This is a genomic window from Niastella sp. sgz303648 (genome assembly GCF_059587045.1).
On record NZ_JCAPSW010000001.1, the window covers coordinates 551,556 to 573,695 of the forward strand.

13 protein-coding genes are annotated in these 22,140 nt (G+C 43.0%); 2 read left to right on the forward strand and 11 right to left on the reverse strand.

The window, feature by feature from the left end; all coding sequences use genetic code 11:
- Positions 1 to 23 precede the first annotated feature (23 nt).
- Positions 24 to 1,793, forward strand: a complete 1,770-nt coding sequence (locus AC59IL_RS01955) for a hypothetical protein (RefSeq protein WP_496550386.1) — start codon at positions 24 to 26, stop codon at positions 1,791 to 1,793.
- Positions 1,794 to 1,844: 51 nt separating this feature from the next.
- Here AC59IL_RS01955 and AC59IL_RS01960 read toward each other — a convergent pair whose 3' ends face one another.
- From AC59IL_RS01960 to AC59IL_RS02010, 11 genes are all read right to left on the reverse strand, one after another.
- The gene (locus AC59IL_RS01960; RefSeq protein ID WP_496550387.1) at positions 1,845 to 3,146 is read right to left on the reverse strand and encodes a class II aldolase/adducin family protein; all 1,302 of its coding nucleotides are present in this window, start codon (positions 3,144 to 3,146) and stop codon (positions 1,845 to 1,847) included.
- A 266-nt stretch (positions 3,147 to 3,412) separates the two neighbouring features.
- On the reverse strand, positions 3,413 to 5,758 hold the full coding sequence (locus tag AC59IL_RS01965; protein WP_496550388.1) for a TonB-dependent siderophore receptor: 2,346 nt from the start codon (positions 5,756 to 5,758) through the stop codon (positions 3,413 to 3,415).
- A gap of 234 nt (positions 5,759 to 5,992) precedes the next feature.
- Positions 5,993 to 7,399 (reverse strand): MATE family efflux transporter, encoded by a 1,407-nt coding sequence (locus AC59IL_RS01970; protein ID WP_496550389.1) that lies wholly within the window; start codon positions 7,397 to 7,399, stop codon positions 5,993 to 5,995.
- Positions 7,400 to 7,556: 157 nt separating this feature from the next.
- Positions 7,557 to 8,876 carry a lysine N(6)-hydroxylase/L-ornithine N(5)-oxygenase family protein gene (locus AC59IL_RS01975; RefSeq protein WP_496550390.1) on the reverse strand — a complete coding sequence of 440 codons (1,320 nt, stop codon included), beginning with the start codon at positions 8,874 to 8,876 and terminating at the stop codon, positions 7,557 to 7,559.
- Positions 8,873 to 11,005: a prolyl oligopeptidase family serine peptidase gene (locus AC59IL_RS01980; protein WP_496550391.1), complete on the reverse strand. Its 2,133-nt coding sequence runs from the start codon at positions 11,003 to 11,005 to the stop codon at positions 8,873 to 8,875. The genes AC59IL_RS01975 and AC59IL_RS01980 overlap by 4 nt, the downstream gene beginning before the upstream one ends.
- Positions 11,006 to 11,008: 3 nt before the next feature.
- The gene (locus tag AC59IL_RS01985; RefSeq protein ID WP_496550392.1) at positions 11,009 to 12,817 is read right to left on the reverse strand and encodes an IucA/IucC family protein; all 1,809 of its coding nucleotides are present in this window, start codon (positions 12,815 to 12,817) and stop codon (positions 11,009 to 11,011) included.
- A gap of 217 nt (positions 12,818 to 13,034) precedes the next feature.
- Positions 13,035 to 14,876 (reverse strand): IucA/IucC family protein, encoded by a 1,842-nt coding sequence (locus tag AC59IL_RS01990; protein WP_496550393.1) that lies wholly within the window; start codon positions 14,874 to 14,876, stop codon positions 13,035 to 13,037.
- A 48-nt stretch (positions 14,877 to 14,924) separates the two neighbouring features.
- Positions 14,925 to 16,484: a pyridoxal phosphate-dependent decarboxylase family protein gene (locus AC59IL_RS01995; RefSeq protein WP_496550394.1), complete on the reverse strand. Its 1,560-nt coding sequence runs from the start codon at positions 16,482 to 16,484 to the stop codon at positions 14,925 to 14,927.
- A gap of 112 nt (positions 16,485 to 16,596) precedes the next feature.
- The gene (locus AC59IL_RS02000; RefSeq protein WP_496550395.1) at positions 16,597 to 17,736 is read right to left on the reverse strand and encodes a GNAT family N-acetyltransferase; all 1,140 of its coding nucleotides are present in this window, start codon (positions 17,734 to 17,736) and stop codon (positions 16,597 to 16,599) included.
- A 42-nt stretch (positions 17,737 to 17,778) separates the two neighbouring features.
- On the reverse strand, positions 17,779 to 18,897 hold the full coding sequence (locus AC59IL_RS02005) for a Fe(II)-2OG oxygenase family protein (RefSeq protein WP_496550396.1): 1,119 nt from the start codon (positions 18,895 to 18,897) through the stop codon (positions 17,779 to 17,781).
- A gap of 292 nt (positions 18,898 to 19,189) precedes the next feature.
- Positions 19,190 to 20,146, reverse strand: coding sequence for a helix-turn-helix domain-containing protein (locus AC59IL_RS02010; RefSeq protein WP_496550397.1), 957 nt, complete (start codon positions 20,144 to 20,146; stop codon positions 19,190 to 19,192).
- A 610-nt stretch (positions 20,147 to 20,756) separates the two neighbouring features.
- Between AC59IL_RS02010 and AC59IL_RS02015 the strand changes: the two genes are divergently transcribed.
- Complete coding sequence (locus AC59IL_RS02015; protein WP_496550398.1) at positions 20,757 to 22,139, forward strand: C13 family peptidase; 1,383 nt, start codon at positions 20,757 to 20,759, stop codon at positions 22,137 to 22,139.
- The last annotated feature ends 1 nt before the right edge of the window (position 22,140 follow it).

A 22,140-nucleotide genomic window follows, 5' to 3' on the forward strand; every position in this document is an offset into this window, starting at 1 on the left:
AAGGCTGCTTTATTAAAACAACTATGTTCTCCCTGCAACCCTTTAGCCGGGTAAAATACCACCCCTTTATATACGCTATTCCCCTAAGTGTAACTTTTTTCTTTTTCAATATTGCTGGTCTTAACTATGGATTAAAATTCGCCCTGGCAGGTGTAAGTATCGGCATTTATTTTTTGATGCGGAACACAATGGTGACCGCTTTCGTGCAGGAAAGCAACAAAACAGCTAAAGCAGTTTTTATTGCAGCAGCAGTTTATGCCGGTTTTTCAATACTGGGGCAACAATTATTTTTTGCCGAATATCCGGTTCAGCAACTATTTGCCAAATTGTTGTTTTTTATACTGTTTTGCAGTTGGCTGTCGTTTCCCTTTATTGCACTTTTATACTTTACCGACAAATGCAAGGGCTATATAACAGCTTACAGTGCGCCGGGCATACAATCGCCTGCATACTCAACGACAAAGCTGTACAGCATCTTTTTGGGAATTTTACTGGGCTGCTGGTCGCTGTATATTATTGCTTTTTTCCCCGCAAATATGTCGGTCGATTCATTTTTCATGTGGAAACAGGCAATAGGAAATCTTCCGCTGAGTGATGAACATCCTGTTTTTTACACCCTTATACTAAAGGCATTAATCGCCATATGGAAATCGCCTGCCATTGTTGCCATTTTTCATGTTGTTTTTCTGGCGGCTGTTTGTTCCTCTTTTTTGGTATTCCTTTACAAAGCAGGCATTCCGATAAAATGGCTTCTTCTATTTACCGCATTAACCGGCATTATGCCAACTAATGGTGTAATGGCTGTAACCATCTGGAAAGATATTCCTTATTGCACCGCTTTATTATGGCTTACGCTCATACTGGCTGAGCTGGTTACCAAACGTTATGTTTTTAATTATAAAATTACCTTAACCTGTTTAACGGTAAGCCTCGTATGTGTGGCGCTGTTACGACACAACGGTGTATTTGCAGCCTTATTCATTTCAGCCTTTCTGATTGGCTGGGCCATAAAGAACAAACGCTCAGGTATTGTTTTGGCCACTTCGGTATTTCTATTGTTGTTTACAGGCTATAAAAAAGTGATTTTACCCAGTTGGTTACAGGTGAAACCGGTTGCATCGGCGTATCAGTTGGCGGCTCCTGTGCATGGTATTGCATCGGTAATTTATTACAATGGAACGCTGAGCGCCGAAACCATGCAACAAATGGAAAAGCTATTGCCCCTTGAAGTGTGGAAGAGCCACTACAGCCCCTGGTCGGCCGACCCTTACCTGTACGAAACCAATACACCATTCATTAGTAATTTATCGCACGTACCTACTTCAAAAGTGGTTAGTTTGTATACCAATACATTTATCCATAATCCGTTCCTGATAGTAAAAGACCGTTTGTGCGGCGCTGAATTATTGTGGAATGTAAATCAGGCCGAGGGGTCTTCGAATTACAGCTTCTTGCCCACGATCGAAGAAAATGACTTAGGCCTGCAACAACACGATAACTTTTTAAAGAAAGTGCTCAGCGGTTTCGTGAAATTCGCCGGCAGGGCGCTTGACCCGGTTTCGCGCCGGTCAGGTATTTTTAACATACTGCTTTTTTTCCTGTTGGCATATATAATCAAACAAAGAAAAAGTTATTACCTGGTATTTCTTGCACTGATCGGCTCAAATTTATCGTTGATATTATCAATGTCTTTTCAGAGTTTAAGGTATGTTTACTACGTACCACTTATGTTCGGCTTTATATGGTTGCTGATTGTTTCGAACGTAATTTTATATCCTAAAACATCCAAATGAAAACCATAACAGAGAAATAGCCGGCATCGCAGAATAAACCTGAAAGGGTAATCACGCTTTAATAAATGCCTTTCGCAGCTCCTCGGTTTGTTCATCCGATATAGGGAATAACTTTCCTATTGAAGATGACATAACCAATGAGCGCGCGCTGAACTCGGCCACCTCTAAATAATCGAATGTTTGCAAAAGGTTGCCGCCTGTTACTATCACACATTCATTTTTTACCAGCACTGCCGGTTTTTCGGCCGATACCCGCTTCGGAATTTCTGATGATGTTTTGTATTGAACGCCAAAATCGAGCTGGTGAATGTCTTTCAAAAAGATCCAGCTTTCGGGTATGGTGCGAACATCAATATCTTTTCCCGTGGTAGCAAAAGCCATCAGGTAAGGCGATTGCGTAAGTATGATCGAATCTATTTTCGGATGCATGTTATAGATCTGCTGATGAATATAGGCAGTACGGCTGGGGTGCTTTCCCGGTTCCCTTTTACCATCTTTGATCTGTACAATATCTTTAGGCTGCAGGTCCCACCGCGAAATACCGGTAGGCGTAATCAGAAAATCATTTTTTCGCCATCTTGCCGAAACGGTTCCGTATGAACTGATCATTAATCCATGCCGGCAGGCCCTGTTTACGATTCTGCAAATTTCCTGGCGTATGGTTTTTTCATCGCTGGGATAAGTTACGCTATCCTGTTCAGCCAAATTGTTGGGCAATTGCGAATTAAATTCATTGATGGCGGCATCGCTAAGCAAATTCAACTTACCCAGCTGGCTGCCGTAAATGCCTGTTCTGGCGCAAAACTCCAGTGTTTCGAAACGTTCAAAACAATCCGACAAATCGGTTCCTCCCACCACTGTACCATGATTTTCCATGATCACTGCCGAAAATCCCTTTTTAAATTCCGAAGCTATTTTGGCGCCCAGCGCTTCGCTCCCCGGCAATTCGTATTCAGCATATCCTATAGGGCCGCATACCTGCCGCGCCTGTGAAATAATATTTGTTTCGGGCACTTTTCGTACAATGCTGTACGATACCAGCGCCGGCGGATGGGCGTGTATAATGGCTTTGATGTCTTTCCGCGTTTCATATATCGCTTTATGAAAAGGAAATTCCGACGAAGGCTTATGATTGCCCTTCACCGAGCCATCGGCTTTTATGCAAACAATATCATTTTCTGTTAATGAACCTTTATCAATACCTGAGGGGGTGATCCAGATATTCGTTTCTTCATCAATTACCGAAATATTACCACCGCTTGTTGTTGTAAGTCCCCTGTTATAGATCCTTGCAATTACCAATGCTATTTGCTGTGCAGGCGCCTGCAGCAATACATCCAATGCTGTACTCATATAATTTCTTTTGATTTAACTATGGCCGAGCAAATTCTTTTTATAAGCAAGCTTTAAAACAGACAAGGTTGCAACAATCGCAGAAAAATTCCCGGTCAAAAAGGGCTGGTAGTAGTTATAATAGGCGCAAGGTAGCGCAATATCCGGGGGCAACTGTCATGTACCGGCATGTACAGGAAGGTAACAAAAAAGGCCCCCGGTGAACCGGGAAGCCTTTTTAGTTGATTTTATCGGAGGTATATAACTTAGAACATAGAACTTAAAACTTAGAACTTGAATGCAATGCTTGCCAGGTAATTTACCGGCGGTTGCGGACGCGAATAATATCCATCGCTGATCCAGTATTTTTGATCGGTAATATTGTTCATCTTAATGCTGATGCGAATTTTAGGCAGATTGTAAAATATAGTAGCATCAACAACCGTATAAGCAGGCATCGAAAAGGTATTGGTGGCATTGAAGAAAGCATCCGACACATACATAACCCCGGCGCCGGCTCCCAAACCCTTCAGTTGTCCATTCAGCAGGCTGTAGCTGGCCCATACATTGGCTACGTGTTCGGGCGTTCCAATAGCTCTTTTATCCAATACGTTGGCGTTTGATTTTTTGTACCTGTTATCATTATTACCATATCCTGCAACAAAGTTAAAGCCGTGAAAAGGATTACCGATCACCTCTAATTCCCAGCCTTTGCTTTGCTGTTTTCCATCCTGTACTATAAAACCATCGCTTTCAGTTCTCTTGATCTTTGAAACTTCAATATCATAATAGCTGATGGTAGCGCTCAGTTTATTTTTAAACAGGTCGAGCTTAACGCCTCCCTCCCATTGTTCGGCCTGCTGCGGTTTAAATGATTTTGTTGTTCCATCGGGTTGCACTACTTCAGGTTCATTCTTAAATCCATTCATATAATTGGCGAACACGGCCACTTTATCTTTCACCGGCTGATATACAATGCCTAATTTAGGTGAGAAGGCAGTTTGGGTATAAGCCCCGGTGGTGGTGCGCGACAGGTTATTGGTGGTTCCTTTATTATCAAAATAATCGAACCGCAGACTGGCCATGATCATTAACCTGCCGGTGATATTCAGCACATCGGAGAAATAAGCGCCATACGAGTTTTGCTTCAACAGTATGGGGGCGGTGCTCAGCTGACCCAGCCGGGTTTCAACCGTTTGCACTTTTACATCTTTTATAGTGGCGGCATTTACATTTACTGTATCAAGCGTAAGGCTGGCGTACTTATAGTTGCGGTATTGCGACATATAATCAACCCCAACCAGCAACCGGTTACGCATAGAACCGATATGAAAATCACCGGTAAAGTTTTGCTGAAAATGTTTGCGGCCTACTTTGTCGGGCGAAAACACCCCTATATCGCGTCTGATAGTGCTATCTGTAATCCATACCTGATTAAAATAAAGCAGGTCGTTATACTCACCGCTACCCCATGCATAGTTTGTTTGCGAAGTCCATTGTTCTGATATTTTATACTCGGCCTGTGCAAATATGTTGCGCGACGATTGGTGACCGATGAATGAGTTGTCGATAAGCGAGCGTTTGTAATCGAGATTAAACTGGTCGAATGATTTCAGTGTAACACCAGGGTTAACAAACCATCCTGTGTTCGAGGTTCCTTTATAGTTCTGCAAATCGGCATCTAACCGCACTACCAGTTTATCATTCACCTGGTACGATAACGAAGGAGCTATTACAATGGTAGAACCATGACCCTGGTCCTGCCAGTCGTTTTTATTTTGTGCAGCCATGTTGATCCTGAACAAAACGGTTTTATCGTCGTTTACAGGTGCATTGATATCGGCGGTTATGCGATTCAGTTCATAACTTCCGGTCATATAGCTTATTTCGCCGCCAAATGTGCTATAGGGCTTTTTGGTTACATAATTCACCAGTCCGCCATATGATACCATCGTGCCGCCAAATAAGGTAGAAGAAGGACCTTTAATGGTTTCAACCCGTTCAACCGAAGCAAGATCGATGCCCGTACGCAGAAAGGTTGCCATACCGTTCCTGAGATTATCGGTAGTCAAAAAACCACGCGAAAAGAAGGCAGGCATACCGGCCCCCGTTTTTGCAGGTGCTGCACCCGGAATATTTCGGAACGATTCTTCGAGCGTAAGCGCCATTTGTTCTTTGATCAGTTCTTTATCTACTACATTATATACCTGCGGATTTTCGAGATATTCAAGCTGAAGACGGGAAGCGGAATTGCTTTTTTTGCGCGAAGTAACCGAATACTTATTACCAACGATCACTACCTCGTTTAATTCGCGGGCAGCTAACGTCAATGCAAAATTGGCGGTTACAGTTTCACTATCCTTTAGTTCGATCGTTTTTTTACCAGATTCCTGGCCCAGAAAACTTACCGTAATGGTATAGGCGCCGGTTGCCAGATTTTCAAAGCGGTACATGCCATCTTTATCAACCTGGGTACGCGATTTACCATTTAGCGATACGGTGGCAAATTCAGCCGCTTTTCCATCGCTGGTGGTCACTTTTCCGGTTATAGTACCTGCAAATGCATTACTATTCAATATGAAAAAGAGCATCAGCATGGTCAGGCCTTTTACTGCCATATACAATTTTTTCATGAAGAGTTGTTTCCGTTTTTAATTTCCTTGTAAAAGGCCGAAGATATTGTACTGGTTTTCAACCTGTATTACGCAAACAGTAAAACGAATTTCGAATTGAGGAAAAATATTGAAGCGATGGTTTAATTGTTTGATGGTTTGATTGCTGGTTGTTGAAATTTAAAGACTTCAACTATTTATTGAAGACTCCGAATTTTCGGTTCCTAACAATTCAACAATCAAACCATCAAGCCATTAAACTACTTTGTTTTTCCAGTGGCCTTTTTTAAAGATCAGCATGCAGGTAAAGGCCAGCATTATTTCAGAAGCAAGAATGGCGCTAAAAACACCGCCCGAACCCAGTTTATAATAGATTCCGAGAACCCAGGCCATTGGCAATTGTATAACGTAAAACATGAATACATATAACAGAGTAACCATATGTACATAACCTGCTGCATTCAGCGATCGCGAAATTACCATGGTGTAGCCAAAGAAAAAGAAGGCAATGGCCATACAGCGCAAATACAATACTGCACTTTCAACAACAGCCGGTTCAGCTGTAAACTGTTGTATTATTAACCCGGTACAAAACAATAATATCAATGCGATCACACCCAGAAAACACATATTGAAGAACCCTGTTCGCCAAACTGATTGTTCGGCCCGTTCGGGCTGACCGGCGCCCAGATTTTGCGCAGTTAACACACCTGCGGCATTGGCAATGCCCCATGCCGGTAAGGTGGCGCTAACGATAATACGGTCGGCTAATATATATCCGGTTAATGTGTCGTTTCCCAGTTTCGAAACAATGATGATCATTAACAGCCAGCTCGAAGCCGGTATCAGGTATTGTAAGGTGCCCGCAAAAGATAGTTTTATTATTTTTTTTATGATATCTGCAACGGGAATGAATTGTTGTTTGCCAATTTTCAAAACGGTTTTTTGTTTGCTCAAATACCAGCATTGATAACTTACTGCAACCACATTGCTGATGCCGTTGGCAATGGCGGCGCCTGTTAACCCTAATGCAGACACCGGCCCTAAACCAAAAATCAATACACCACCGGCCAGCGCATTTACGGCAAACAGTAACAACAGGGTTCGCATAGCCATTGCCGCCTCACCGGCGCCGCGCAAAATGCCATTCATCAATACGCGCAGTGTCATAAAAAAAACACAACCGAACCTGATCTTTGAATACAGGTTGCCCTGCTGTAGCTGACCGGCCGAAGCGCCCAGCGATTGCAATATTTCGCTATTGAAAAGAAATGCCCCTGTACTACAGACCAATGAAAAAATCACCCCGGTATAAATGGACTGTATAGCCGTACTGCCGGCCATTGCAACTTTTTTTTCGCCAACACGGCGGGCCACCAAAGAAGTAGCGGCAATATTCAATCCAACAGGCACTGCGTAAATGATCAGGATTACAGACCCTACCATACCGGCTATGGTAATGGCATTGTTGCCTAACCGGCTCACATATAGTAAGTCGATGGCTACAAACAACGACTCCAGCAGCAATTCAAGCATGGCGGGCAGCGCTAACAGAAATGCAGCCTTTGATACACTGCCCGAAGTAAAGTTCTTTTGCCGGCCCAGTACGGCCATCTTACATAAATTATATAGCAAACGGGTTCTGATAACAAACAAATGCATTAACAACATTTAAAATTTAAAAAGGCAAGAATTAATTAAGTTAAGGTATTTAGATTCTCGCGGAGGCGCAAAGGCGCAAAGTGATCGCTTCGCGATCTTTAAGAACGCTAAGAAAAGGTTTTGCGCCTTTGCGCCTTGGCGCGAAAATACTCTTAACTTAATCAACCAATTCGTCAATCAGTTCATCAGTCTCCTGCACCCCAAACTGCTGGTAGGCAATCCGGTGATCGATGGTATAAATTTCTTTTCCGGAAATGGCATTGATGATCCATGAGTTGCGATGAGCGCCCAAACTTAAATCGGGTGCTGTGAACCCGTGGGTATGCGTTTCGGCATTTTGCACAAATACCTCATTCCGGTTTACATCGATTGTATAATTTCGATGCACATCCAATAGGCCATCGCTGGTATAGCTTATGCGTTGTTTGATCCCCTGTAAAAACGAAGGGGTATTGTATCTGTATCCCGTTGCCAGCAATATAGCTTTTGCTTCACAGGCAAATGCTTTGTCCTGCAATAATTGCTTAAAGTGCAACGTATAGTTATTGGTATCGGTTGTTATATCAAGCAATTCGCAGCTGGTATTCATCAGCACAGGCTGTATTTGTTCAGTTACTGTCATCTCGTACAGCGCATCATATATTTTATTGATCAGGTCGTAATTAATGCCTTTCGATAGTGAATTCTGTGTTGTTAGTGTTTGCTTTCGCTTGCCTGCCGGAAGGTGATAGAAATAATCCACGTAATCGGGAGAGCTTAATTCAAGCGTAAGCTTTGAATGTTCCATCGGGAAAAAGCGGTCTGCCCGGGTAAACCAGTTCAACCTGAATCCCTCTTTCACTTCGGGCAAAAGATCGTAAAACACTTCTGCGGCGCTTTGTCCCGAGCCAACAATGGTAAGCTCGCCCTTGCGCAATACATCTTCTTTATTGTATAAATACTGCGACGAATGAAAAACGCCGGGCATATTCCTCGTATGAACAAATGACGGCACCCAGGGTTTGGTGCCGGTACCTATAACCAGTTTTTGGGTATAAAAGACTTCTTCCTGCTGTTTACGATTATTCCATACTGTTACTTCGTATAATGCATCATTATAGGCAACCTTTGTTACTTTATGGGCAAACCGGCAACTGGTTAACTGATCAGCCACCCATTTGCAATACACATTGTATTCGTTGCGCAGCATATACAAGTCGTGCCTGATGAAGAAGCGGTACAACCTGCCCGTTTGTTTTAAAAAATTAAGAAAACTATAGCGGCTGGTAGGATCGGCCATTGTAACAAGGTCGGTGCCCATGAAGGGGTCCTGCAGCGTGGTACTGCTTAATAGTAAACCCCCATGCCAGTCGAACCCATCATTTTCATCAAAAAACAATGCCTGTACTTCTTTTACCGGTTGCAATAAGGCAGCAAGCCCCAGATTAAATGGGCCAATCCCAATGCCGATAATGGTATACACTTTTTTGGAACTCATTTTATATTAATATTATTTTTCCAATTCATACCGAGATTATAAAAAACAAAACTCCATACATCGGTCGCCTCTTCAATCAGTTTGACAACCGGTTTTCCCAGTCCGTGACCGGTATTGGTATCGATGCGGATCAAAACAGGATTGGCGCCCTGCTGATTTTCCTGTAAGGTGGCTGCATATTTAAATGAATGAGCCGGCACCACTGTGTTGTCGTGATCAGCCGTAGTAATCAATGTTGCAGGATGACTCGTCGTTTTGATATTGTGCAGCGGCGAGTATTTTATCAGATAATCGAATTGTTCTTTTATATCGCTGGTGCCATATTCGGCAGCCCAGGTTTTGCCGATGGTGAATGTATGATAACGCAACATATCCATCATGCCTACTGCCGGCAGCGCCACTTTCATTAATCCGGGCCGCTGGTTGATACAGGCGCCGATCAGCACACCGCCGGTACTCTGACCCGCAATAGCTAGCCGTGAAGGATTGGTATATCCCTGTTTAATTAAGTATTCGGCTACTGAAATGAAATCATCAAATACATTTTGCTTATGCTCACGGTTACCGGCCCGGTGCCAGGCTTCGCCATATTCATTACCTCCACGTAGGGCAGGCTGGGCATACACGCCGCCGTTTTCGAGGAACATCAGTATCGATAAATTGAAAAAGGGCATCATGTTGCGTTTAAAACCGCCATGCCCCAGCATAAAAGCAGGATTGTTCCCATTCAGCTTTAGCCCTTTTTTATGTACGATGAAAACAGGTATGCGTGTTCCATCCTTTGACGTACAGAATATTTGTTTCGTTTCGTATCCTTCAGTATTTACTTTGATGCCGGGTTTGTTGTACACCTCGCTCTTTCCCGTGGATATTGAATAGCGGTAAATGGTTGCCGGTGTAGTAAAATTGGTAAATGAATAAAACAATTCCCCATCCTCTTTTGCAGCGCTAAAGTTTGTCGCCGTACCTAATGCCGGCAATAGCACATCGCGTACTTTCTTTCCATTATAATTATATTGACGTACCAGTGAATGCGCATCTTTCAAATAGCTTAGCCATAAATAACCACCTCCGGTATCGGTATTCTCCAGCGACTCTTTTTGTTCGGGTATAATTGTTTGCCAGTTTTCGGGTTCGGGGTGTGCAGGATCAATCAGCACGATCCGGTTGTTGGGTGCATTATAATCGGTTTGCAACAATAATTTATCACCTGCATTATCTATTACAGTATGGTGATTGTTATAGTCTTTTATCAATGGTTGCAATGAAGAACCGGCAACAGACAGATCCTGGTACAGCAATGCATTGCCGGTTGATGTGGTTAATTTGAATCCCAAAAACGAACCGGGCAGGGCGGTAATAATCAGAAACCGTTCATCTTCGGTAACAAAAACGCCAAAGCTTAAACGGGGATTGGTTTTATCTTCATATACCAGTTTATCTGCCTGCTGGTCGTCACCCGGCTTGTGATAATACACCTGGCACCAGGGCGCTGCAGAGGTAGTTGCGTACCTCGCATAATAAAAACCATCAGCTGCCCAGCCAACCCGCGGAAATTTGATGTCTTTGATGGTATCTTTCAACGGCTGCCGGGTGGCCATATCCATGATGTAGATGGTATTCCAGTCTAACCCCGATTCGGCCACTGCATAAGCAATATATTTTTTATTTTTTGAAGCGGCGAGCATGGTCACCGCTGCCGTTCCCTCGGTTGATAATTTATTTGGGTCGAGTAACACTGAGTCCTTCCCTGTCAATCCTTTTTTTACATACCATACATTCTGATTTTGCAGTCCATTGTTCTTTGTAAATACATACCAGTCGCCAACTTTAACAGGCGGCGTTTCCCTGGCATAGTTCCATGCACCGGTTAAGTATTGCCTGATATTTTCTCTTACAGGAATATGCGACAAATAATCATTGGTAATATGATTTTGAACCGATACCCATTCTTTAGTTTGTGCCGATGTATCGCTTTCGAGCCACCGGTAGGGATCGGCAATCAATGTGTCGAAATATTTATCAACCACCTGCACTTTTTCAGTTTTCGGATAGTCAATGATTTGCCCACCGGCACTATTGGCCATCAACACAGCAATGACCGGAATTGAAATACATGAAATTTTCATCTGTCACTGATTATTATGAAACATTGCAACCGGGTTTATCATTTCTCCGGTTGTTGGTACATCAAACGGATTATCGCGGTTCCTGAGTTTTTTATTATCCAGTATCTGCATGCGGTTCAATGCATCGGGTGTAATGGTATCAACAAACAAATCGTACTTTTTAAACTTTTCCACCAGATGCGGATGTCCCTCCTGATAAGTTGCAATACAATCAGCCACCAATCGCCAGAATGATTGCTGTGGATAATCGCTGTGTTCAACCAGTATGGCGGCAATGAACCTGAAAATGCCATCGAACAGCTGAGTAAACAACGGCCTTGTTCTTAATTCATCGGGAACAGCCACCACAATGCGTTTTGCGTTTTCAGGAATATCACAATCCGTATTCATAAGGGTGACCTCCTCCCCTATATCTTTCATTATGGCCCTTACCGGGACATAATTGTCTACCACCAGCACCAGGTTTTCGCCATGAGGCATGAATACCATATCGTACTGATAAAAACAATGCAACAGCGGACTTAAATAGCAATTCAGGTAACGCTGTATCCATTCGTCTGTAGTTAATTCCGAACAACATATCAGCTCAGGCAGCAAAGCCTTCCCCTGCTGATCAATATGCAACAGCGCCGCCATGGTCATCAGCCGCTGGCCGGGTTGTAACTTCGTGAGCGGACTTTCGCGCCATAAACAGGCGAGCATCTTTTTATACGGGCTATCGCTTTTCAGCGCCGTTTCATAATAATAATTGGTATAGCCCATGGTGGCCAGCTCTCTTAATACGCAAAAGCCGGTTTGCTTTAAATAAGTATCATTGTCAATAATCGAATACACCCATTCATTGATGGCAGGCGTTGTTCGCATAAAGTATGGGGATAGTATGCGCACATACCCCATATTCAAAATACCCAGCGCCGTTTTAACATAATACTTATGCGGATTACTGATATTAAAAAACGTGCGGATCGATTGCTGCGGCAGGTATTTATCATCACTGTATCCCAAACAAACAAGCATATTACCGGCAATATCCTGTGCAAACAAATTGATCAGCTTATTATACCATTGCCACGGATGCACGGGCATGTAATAGTAATTATCGGGGTTAAGCCCCTTTTCTATCAATAAAGCGTCGAAAGCATGTATAGCAGAAGCGCCTATTTCCTGCAACAGTACCTGCTGATAATCTGTTCCTGCAATGGCGGTAAATTCAGCCCTGCTTTTATGAGCAGCAATCCATATCAGCGAAAGCGGTTCAGCCGCTTCGGGCGCAAAATGCCTGTAATCGGTCACATCAAAACCCACCCGGCCGTTATTGGGAATAAAACGCGGGTGGCCCGTCATGCTTTGCTCAATTTGCTGATAACCGGCATGGGCCAATTCAGCAGAGGTTAGCCGCGATGATGAAAGCATCCAGGCGCTGCCATATAAAGTACCCGCCACTTCTTCGAGATACACAGGCAGCAAACCGGCATCAATGCCCATTGCTTTTTTACATTCAATGATAAATGCGGCGGCATCCGGTAAAGCGGTATCACCGTTGTTGGTTTTTATTATTGAATCAGCATCGATGATCCAATGGTTCAGACTTAACACTTTTGCCTTGAACCGGTACTGAATGATGGCATCATCGGTTTTTAATACATAATAATTCCATCCGTTTTTATGGTATTCCGGTTCAGGATTCAAAATTCGTTCATGGGCAAACTCAGCGATCATTTTTTTGATCAGTAACCTTGTTGCCTGTTGCCATATTTCAGGTTTCACATGGGCAATGGCCTGTGAGGCATTTATGGTGGATAATGTGGCCATGGTGGTCAATGGTGATTTTAGTTTCGCGCAAAGGCGCTAAAGCAGTTTGTAGTTTGAGGTTTGTAGTTTGTGGTCCTTTCGGTGAAACCTGCTGTGTAATTTTTATCCTGTTAAACAGATAAGGCGTTTGAATTTAATAATGAATTTCCAAATCGCGGCAGCAACTTCAAACCACAAACTACAAACCACAAACACACGCCGCCTTTTCGCGGGTCATTTAACTGTGAACAGCTTCCGTTATCGCAGCCTCTTTATATTTATACATTGGATTCTTTAACGTACCTGCAAATTGCTGGCTTTTGAACGGGTTGTACATATGGTCAACCATTTTGCGGTTGTTTCGTATCTGTAACCGGTTCAAGCAGGTTTTTATAATTTCCGGCATAAAAAGATCAACCCGTTTAAACTTCTCTTTTAACTGAGAAAATTCCTGCTGGTATTCCAGAATACAATCCGCGGCCAGTTGCCAGAATTGTTCTTCATCATACGCAACATGCTCAACCAGTATGTTCGACAAAAAGCGGAAAAAGCAATCAAATATCTGCGTGAAAATGGAAAGTATTTTCAACTCATCGGGTACCGGCATATAAATCTGCTTCACATTATCTGGCAGGCTAATGTTTTTATTCAGCACGGCTATCTCTTCCCCGATATCTTTTAAAATTGCACCCACCGGAATATGATTTTCAAGAATGAGAATCAGGTTTTCGCCATGCGGCATAAAACGCATATCGCGATAGTAATAACAATGCAACAGCGGACTTAAATAACAGCTCAGGTATTTACGCAGCCAGTCGGTAGTCGCTAATCCTGATACTTTAATCAATTCAGGAAGCAAAGCATTGCCATAACTATCAACATGCAACAGGGCAGCCATCGTCATTAAACGCTGTTTGGGTTTCAGTACATTGGCCGGACTTTCGCGCCAGAGCGCCGACAACATACCATTGTACGAAGAATTGTCGTCGCGAATAATACTGGCATATTGCGGATTGGTATAACCCACCGCAGCTACTTCCTGCAACAGCACAAATCCTTTTTGTTGCAGCCAGGCATCGTTGTTCACCACTGCACTCGCCCACTCGCTGATAGCAGGGGCCGTACGCACAAAACTGGCATGCAGGCCACGCATAAAGCCCATGTTCAGTATCGATAATGCGGTTTTCACATAACGCCTGTGAGGATGTGTTATGTTATAAAACGTGCGGATGGATTGTTGCGGCTGGTATTCGTCTATGCTATGGCCAAGCAAAATCAGGTGTTTGGTGGCAATATCCGTTGCAAACAGATTGGCAATTTTATTATACCACTGCCAGGGATGAATGGGCAGAAAATAATAATCGGCTATATCAACTGCTACATCTTTCAGCACCTGATGAAACAAAGCAATGGTTTGTTCATCCAGTTCTTCACGAATTAATTTTTCATAAGCAAGATCCGTAACCCCGGCGTAGTCTGTTCTGCTTTTATGGGCTGCGATCCATATCAATGTAAACGGATCGGCCGCTTCCGGTGCATATGCCGGATAATCGTGCGCATCGAAACCAATACGGCCGTTGTTGGCAATAAAACAGGGATGCCCAGCCATCATGGCATGTTCAATTTGCTGATAGCTTGCTACAGCAAGGTTGGCTGCAGTAGTAGTATTATACGTGTGCATGTACGCACTGCCACATAGCGTGCTGTTGATCTCTTCGAGATATACCGGCAATACTTCTTCAGAGATGCCTATTGCTTTTTTGAATTCAATGATAAAGCTGAGCGAACTAAGCGGCTGACTATTTTTGTTTACCAGTTTTTCTATTGATGCCGTATCAATATACCAATGATCGAGCTGCAACAACTTTGCCCGAAATCTGTATTCTACAGTGGGGTCATCGGCAGGCAACACGTAGTACCCCCACCCCTGTTTGTTATACAATTCTTTGGGAACAATTACCAGTTCGTGCGCCAGTTCGGCAATCACTTTTCGCAGGTGCAACCGGTTAACTTTTTCCCATGTTGCAGGTTGCAGGTGCGCTATTGATTGTTCGGGCGACACATGTATTGAGGGTTCCATGCTGTTTTAATTTTCTTTGTAGAATTAGTTTGTGTGGTGGCGATGAGCTCACCAGTTTACCGATGTACGCAATAGTTTTACATAAGCCGATCCGTGCCGTTTACAGATAGCCAGAATATCCTGAATATCGTGTATAGTAGTAAGCGGATTAAGCAACGTAAACTTCAGATAAAAAGCATTGTTCACCTTTGTACCGGCAACAATGGCTTTTCCTTCCATAAACATTTCTTTTTTGATATACTGGTTCATTTTATCGGCTATATTGAAAGGTTGCAGGCTGCGTGGATTATAGCGAAATACCAATGCACTGATATCGGAATAATTCAGCAATTCCATATCGGGGTCATTGGCAATAAGGTTTGCAGCCCGGGCAGTTGTTTCAATGATGGTTTCCATATAGCCTCCCAGTTTTTCTTTGCCCATCAGGCGTAGCGTGAACCATAATTTCAATGCATCAAAGCGACGTGTACTTTGCGTAATGGTTTTATTGATCTGGTTAAGTCCTTCAAAGTCGTTTTCCTGCGGGTTCAGGTAATCGGCATGATGGGTGATCAAATCAAGGTAATGGCTATGCCTTACCAGCAACGAACTGCTGCTGATCGGCTGAAAAAATGATTTGTGGTAATCGGTGGTTACCGAATCAGCCAGTTCAATACCGTTCAATTGGTGTCTGTATTTATTCGTAAGCAACAAACCACAGCCGTAAGCGGCATCAATATGATACCACAACTTGTACCGGGCGGCTATACGCCCAATAGCTGTTAACGGATCAATGCTGCCGAAATCGGTTGTACCCGCGGTGGCCACCACGGCAATCGGAATATTGCCAAGTGTAATTTCCTGTTGTATGGCCTGCTCAAGCAGTTCAGCATCCATTCTGAAAGCATCATCGGTCTTTACTTTTATCAATGCCTGTTCACCAAGGCCCATCAGTGAAACGGTGTTCTGCAAACTGAAATGCGACATTTCAGAAACAAACACCCGGAACTTTGCAGCCACCGGCGGCAAACCGTTCTTTTTTATATTATACTGCAGGTGTTGTGTTGCATAATGATCCCTTGCCAGCAGCAATCCCATCAGGTTGCTTTGCGATCCGCCGGCAGTAAACACACCATCAGCCTCTTTATCGAAACCAATTTCACGGCAGGTCCAGGCAATTAGTTGTTGCTCCATCAGCGTACCGCCTGCACTTTGGTCCCAGGTATCCTGCGAAGAATTAATAGCAGCGATCAGCACCTCTGCAGCAAGCGCCGGAATTACTACCGGACAATTCAAATGCGCGATATAATGCGGCAGGTGAAAAGCGGTAGCATGATTAACATACAATTCTTCCACCTCGTTAAAAATTTGTTCGTAGTTATCAAGCGGCGTATCAAAATCAATCCGGCTGAATAAATCTTTTAACTGTACCGGACTGATGCCGCTAAAGGGTTGTTTATTCTTTTGCAAAAAAGAAATAACCAGATCGCGAGCCGCCAGAATGGCTTTGTTATATTCACCTGCCGTACCCTCGTGAAAAATATCTTTGTACCGCCCTTCAACATGGGTAACAGCAACCGGAGCGGATACTGCAACATCATCAACAACTGTATCTATGTTCTTATTCATTATTATTTATTTAAAAATTGTTACGTCCCTACGGGACGATATAAATACCCGCAATCTTTTCTACCGACATTTGGTGCCTAACGGCACTTTTGAAATATTCACCACTGACCATTCACCATTGACAATATTGCTCCCTTGTACAAAAGGCCAGCCAGGCCATTTTCTGAGGCAGCTGTATCTTTTGATGATATTCAAACCCCACGCGTTTTGTAAGCACATGCATTTTTTCGTTGCGCACATCAGGCTCTACGATCAGGCGTTGCACTTTATTGTCGAGCAACATAAAGTCAATGATCATTTTAAGAATATGCCAGGTGAAGTTGTGTATGGGTATTTCAACAGGCGCTACCAGCAGGTGAAGGCCATAATCGCCTTCCTGCACACTATAGTAATTGCCGATCACATCGTTCATGGCGCGATAGCTTTCCCATAAAAAGGCAGGCTGATCATTATAAAAACCCATAAATACGTTGGAGTGCTTTGTTTGCATTATAGTGAGGTAAGCAGCTTTCACCTCTTCAACCGACGTATTTTGCATTTGCCAGTAACGGGCATATTCTTTATTCACCCATTCGTGTATCAGCGGAATATCTTTATCAATTTGCAGCAGGCGAAACGACAAAACGCCAAAGTTGCTGATCTGTTTCGTGCATACATATTCCGGTGGGGTGAGCGCTGTTTGCCGGGAAGCCGCATACTGTTGCCTTGTACAAAAAGCCAGACAGGCTGTTTTATTGGGCAATTCAATTATTTTTTGATATTCGAAACCGGCACGACGGTTTAGTGCATGTATCTTTTCATTCCTTGCATCGGGCTCAACAACCAGCCTCTCGACCGCCGGATCAGACAACATAAAATCTATTATAACTGTAAACACCTGCCATGTGAAGTTGTGAATCGGTTTTTCTGCCGGCGCCACCAGAATATGAAAACCATAATCGCCGGGCCGCGCATCATAGTAATTACCGAGAGGATCATTGATCACCCAATAACATTCAAGCAAAAAAGCAGGTTTATCATCATAAAAACCCATAAACACTTTCGAGTGTTTAGCTTCCATAATAGTTATATACGCGGCCCTTACTTCTTCTACCGTGGTATTTTGCATTTGCCAATACCGTGCATAGCTTCTGTTTACCCAGTTATGTATTATAGGAATGTCGTTTTCAATTTGCAATGGCCTCAGATAAAAAGGCGCATATCCATCAGGCTGCTTAAAAAAAGCAGGCGATTCCATTACACTACTTTGCATATCTTCTATTTAACGAAGTTTGTTTTATTCACCATTGACCATTCACCCTTCATACACTTTCCCATAATGCTCTTCCATTACGAGGTAAGGATTTTGCGGATGGGCTACAGATTGTATTTGAATCAGGCTGGTTTTACTCATCATCCTCAGCATCAGCCGCCGTTCGCAGGGAACCATTTTACCGTTCTCGTTTCTGAAACCGGCCGTGAAAGCATTACGGCCATGTGCGCACAAATGATTATTAACGAATATCAGATCACCGGCATCGGGAATAAAATCGTTGTATATAAGGTTCCGCGCTTCTTCCCAAAATGCTTTCAGATTTTTCATGGCCTCGTCGCTTTGCCCCGCCTGCTCATTATATATTTGTTCAGCAGCATCGAACCGTATGAACGGCGCTTCGGCATTGCCATATAAAACAGATGTTGTGATGCCTTCACCGGCAGCTTCATCAGTTTTGTAGTTGGCATCTTTTGGACATTTATATATATGCTGAAACAAAGGCTTCAATACCGGATCAGGATTGCCATGTGAACGTATAGAGTATAACATAGAAGGCACCTGCTCTTCATTTCGCAGGTATAAAAAGCTTAGAAAATCAGCCGCATTGAACAGAAAAGCATCTTCGGTATGCACAAACAATTCGGTTTTGGAACCGGAGCCGGTTTGCGACCACGCCATATTATTATCGGGAATAATGGCATGAATCAATCCCCCGCCTTTTCGCTGTGCAAAATATTGAACAGGTTTTGAAGGCACCGCACCATGCAGCAGCGATGAAATAAAACCATATAAAAGCAACCGGCTATTGTCCATCTCGCGCCACGATGGCGGTGTGGGGCCCAGGGCATCCTGATCAACAGCAACGAGACCTTTAAATACAATGGCCCCGTATTGACGGGCCGAAAAATCAGTTCCCAGTTTACTTAATATTGCGGCTATGCGTTCGGGCAGTACTTTATAGGCGTTTAAATGAAGCGCCGATATATATTCTGCATTTTCGTAACTGCCATATTTTTTTTGTAACAATTTAGCGGTGTGCATTAATTGCTGCCTTTCATCGGCAGTAACAGTAACAATCGGGGGCGCCAGCGGCGGTTGCAGCATGTGTCCTGTTCTTTCTTCTGCATTAAGAGCTGAAATTAAAAATTGAGCTTCCATTACTATGTAAATAAGGTTTTCAAATAAAAAGTATTGAGCAACGAATTACTAACGATACCTGTTATTTGCAAACTTCTTTACTTTTTACAATCCCGAACGGAGAAAACCATACCACATACGGTAAATGTTTTTCTGTTTGTAGTTTGTGGTTCTTTCGGTGAATCTCGCCTTGTAGTATTGGATCTGTTAAACTGTTCAGGTGTTTGACTTACTAAGAATGTCCAAAACGCGGCCGCAACCACAAACCCCGTCCGACCGGGTCATCCGGGCGGGCACAAACCAGAAACATAATTTACCGTACCTGGTTAGGACTGAAGCCAAAATATTTTTTAAACGCCCGTGTAAAATGACCGGCATTTTTATAGCCCATTAAGAAGGCTGTTTCAGAAACATTATGTCCTTCCATTAGTTTCTTTTTAGCCATATCCATTTTTGTATCCTGTAAAAAACCATATACGGTAGTGCCGAAAACTTCTTTAAAATACCGTTTCAGGTAAGTATCGTTCGTACCAACCTGGTGAGCAAGGTCAATTAAGGAGCAGGGTTTTTGTAAGTTGGAAAGAATAATATCTTTTACCTGATGCATTTTATCAATATCACTCTGCTTTGGCTTTGGTATTTTGGAAACATCGCTATTATTAACTTTCACCTGCTGGCCGTATGGTTCAAGCTCCAGCGCCAGCAACTCGCCTATCTTACTTTTAATATACAGTTCTTTGTATCGGCCTTCGAGCGGACAATGCAACATGTCGTACAAAATATTCCGGCTTTTTGATCGCAGAAAAAAATTCGAGTCACTCATGATCACCGATTCACCTTCCTGCATGCCTTCATGCAATCTTTTCAGTAAAGGATTTTCTGTGGGCAAAAATGGCAACATCAACTCAGGGTTAATACTTAGTTCAAAACTCTCAATCTTTTCGCCCGGTTCCCAGTTTAGCTGAATTTGTTCCGAAGCAAGATACAGGTAGTTATATTCCTGGTTTTTAAACGAAGCCAACAGGTACCCTCCATTATTTACGAGGTAAGTTTTATGACCGCTGATGGTATAGCTGAGTTGTATATAAGGCCGGGGATTTTTAAAAACCACTGTCCCCGGTTCACTTGAGGTTATATTGCAGTATCTGAGGCATATCCCATCTGCCGTTGCCAGTTCATGAACAATGCCACTATGACCGTTATTGATTTGTCGCCGGCTTTCTTTAAACACCAGTTGATCGTTTTCATGAATATCAAAATCCCAGAACATAAGGTTTAATTTATGGTTTCACAAAAAGTAAAACAGTAAAATGTTAATGGAAATGGTTTTATATACAGGGATGGCCAATTTAGGCAAATTATAGATTCAGCATTTTTGCATTCCGGAAAAAACATTCCGATATTGGCAAAATCTGTAGCTTTCGTATATATATCACCGAACTTTTTTCTTATGTGGTAAATTTTTTACCGTATATGGTATGTTTCCCAAACAAGTAGTCATCGGCAACACACGCCGTTTAGTTAGCGTTACATTAACACCTTAAATCGTTAAACAAATAGTGTCATACAACGATATATATTATGTATATAAATACCACGATCATGGTATTGGTCCAAGCATAATTTCACATTACTTTTATGTTCGTTATTGATACTTCATATTAACACTACACCGTTAAGCAGATTGGTAAAGCCACAATCAGGTACCCCACCTAAACACTACAGGCACATTACCCCTTGAAGCGTTCAGTATTCTATTAAAATTCAATGAACAGGTTATCATACTTCAGTAAATGAGCAATTACTCTTTTGCTGTAAGGGTTATTTTCTATACCCAACAGAATTTTAGTTCTATCACTCAACCTATAAAAAATTTAATTATGGCAACAAATGGTTCAAACAGAGGTGCTGAACAGGTTATTTCAGGGATCAAACAATCGATCTTAACAAACAACAGCAGCTATCTGAAAACTTCCAACTTTTACGTACAGGAAGAAATTTTCGGCGAAAGAACCCCTATTCCTATTCCCCGCCAGCAATTGCATTTTACACGCCCTACCATTATGGCATTTGCCGACGATGCACCGTTACGCAACTGGGCGCATCCATGCCGTTATTTATTGCACGATGCCAAAACAGGCGAACTGTACCAGGAAATACACGCTCATTTTCCTCCCTATGCACGGGAAAGTGAAACACCTGCTTCATTTTATGCATTTCACGAACCGGTATTGCATGCGCCTTCGAAAATGTACCCGATTTACATTTATCCACCATTGAAATTTCGATTCAGAGGTAACAGGTATGCCATTTTATTCTCGGGCATGAGCAATAACCGCCACACCAATGACCTTGAATTTGCTTACCGCATGCTTATTCATGTATATGGTTTTAGTCCTGCCAATATTAAAGTACTGAATTACGACGGCACGTTGAGCTACAACGGAGGTCCGAAACCGGTGACCGCCTGGCCCGGAAACGGAAGCGCTTATACCATGCCCGTACATGGGGCCGGAACAAAAGCACAGCTGCTGGCAGCGATCGACAGTTTGAAACCCAAACTGAAATCGAACGACATGTTGTTTATTCATACCAACAACCATGGCGGACACAATGGTATTGAAAGTGATATTTGCTGTTATCCCAATTACGACAGTTTGGGTGTAAAAGAGTTCACCGATAAACTGGCTGAGTTACCAGCCTATAATTGCTTAATGATAATGATGGAACAATGCCATAGCGGCGGTTTTAATAATGCGGTAATATCAAAGAGCACCGCATCCAATACCAGCATTGCTTCGGCCTGTGAAGAATTAAACAATTCTATCGGTGGGGCCGACTTTGATCCGTTTGCAAGAGACTGGATCTCGGCTATGATGGGTCATGACCCCTATGGCCATCCGTTGGCATTTAACCCCGACAGCAATGGTAACGGACGAATATCGGCCAAAGAAGCATTTGATTATGCCAATGCCATACACGATCCGTACGATACGCCCGTATTTAGTTTTGCAAACAATGGCCGTTCGTGCTGGCTGGGAGCGAATTATTTTTACTTCCCGCCCATTCAGCTCATCAGCATCGAATCGATCATTAAGAAACACTGGCCCGATCCCGATCCCGAAGTTATACATAAGGTATTATCAAGGATTGAACCCAGCTTAGATCGCCTCGACGAAAAAACAAAAGCTTCACTGGCCTCTTTAGAAAAAGAATACGAAAAACAGGTAGAACAATTACTCGAAGGCGAGCCGGTTAAATAAC